This is a genomic window from Psychrobacter sp. Arc9 (assembly GCF_041431295.1).
In the GTDB taxonomy this organism is placed as follows: Bacteria; Pseudomonadota; Gammaproteobacteria; order Pseudomonadales; family Moraxellaceae; genus Psychrobacter.
The window spans coordinates 1-1,028 of sequence record NZ_JASMRK010000063.1 but is presented as its reverse complement, the minus strand read 5'-3'; the positions used below and the strand labels follow the sequence as shown (position 1 = coordinate 1,028).

Genomic DNA, 1,028 nt, shown 5'->3' with positions numbered 1-1,028 from the left:
TAACCCCAGTTCGGGATAAGGGCTCAAAAAAAGATAAAAAAAGAAGTCCAAAGTTGCTAAAGTAAGTTTACCAAGACCACTTAAGCAAAAAGGACTTCTTACATGGACAACCTAACCGAACTATACTGCCATATTGACGACTTTTATCAGCAATTCAAACCTGAGTTTGACGCTCATTTAATCGCAACGGGACACCAAAGGTTAAGAGCATGCCAGATAAGTGTAGCAGAGATTATGACCATCTTGGTACTGTTTCATCAATTACGTTATCGACAGTTTAAGGCGTTTTACTACCATCACATGCTTGGCATGATGAAACGGGCGTTTCCAAATCTGCCGAGCTACTCGCGATTTATAGAGCTTGTGCCGCGCAGTATCATGCCACTGTGTGCCTACTTGCAAAGCATGATGGGCGACTGTACGGGTATCAGCTATATTGATTCAACCAAGATAGCAGTTTGTCATAACAAGCGTATCTACCGTCATAAAGTCTTTAAGGGACTTGCAACCCGAGGCAAAAGCAGCATGGGCTGGTTCTATGGCTTTAAGCTACACGCCATTATCAATCATAAGGGCGAGCTTGTATCTGTTAAAGTCACTGCGGGTAATACGGATGACAGAGTGCCTGTTAAGGATATGGCAACGCCTGTGTTTGGCAAGGTGTTTGGGGATAGAGGCTATATCAGTAAAGCCTTAAACGAGTGGCTCACAAAACACAGTGATACCACGTTGATAACCAAACTTCGGCGTAATATGAAACCCCAATTACTTGAGCCTATGGATGAGGCACTACTCAATCATCGCTCTTTGGTTGAAACGGTGTTTGGAGAGCTTAAAAACTTGTGCCAAATCGAACACTCACGCCATCGTAGTGTCACGGGGTTTATCACAAACTTGCTGTCAGGTTTAATTGCTTATTGCTGGTTTCCCTATAAACCCACCATCAAAAATATGCCTCAGCAGGGACAGGTAGCCATATTGTAAATAGTATCAATGAGTTACAATGTGGCTTATCCCGAACTGGGGTT

The 1,028-nt window shown here is 43.3% G+C and carries 1 protein-coding gene; it reads left to right on the top strand.

Annotated features, from left to right (window positions below; all coding sequences use genetic code 11):
• Positions 1-102: 102 nt before the first annotated feature.
• Entirely contained in the window at positions 103-984 is an 882-nt protein-coding gene (locus tag QO187_RS13805) for an IS982 family transposase (protein ID WP_102093779.1), read from the top strand.
• Positions 985-1,028 lie beyond the last annotated feature (44 nt).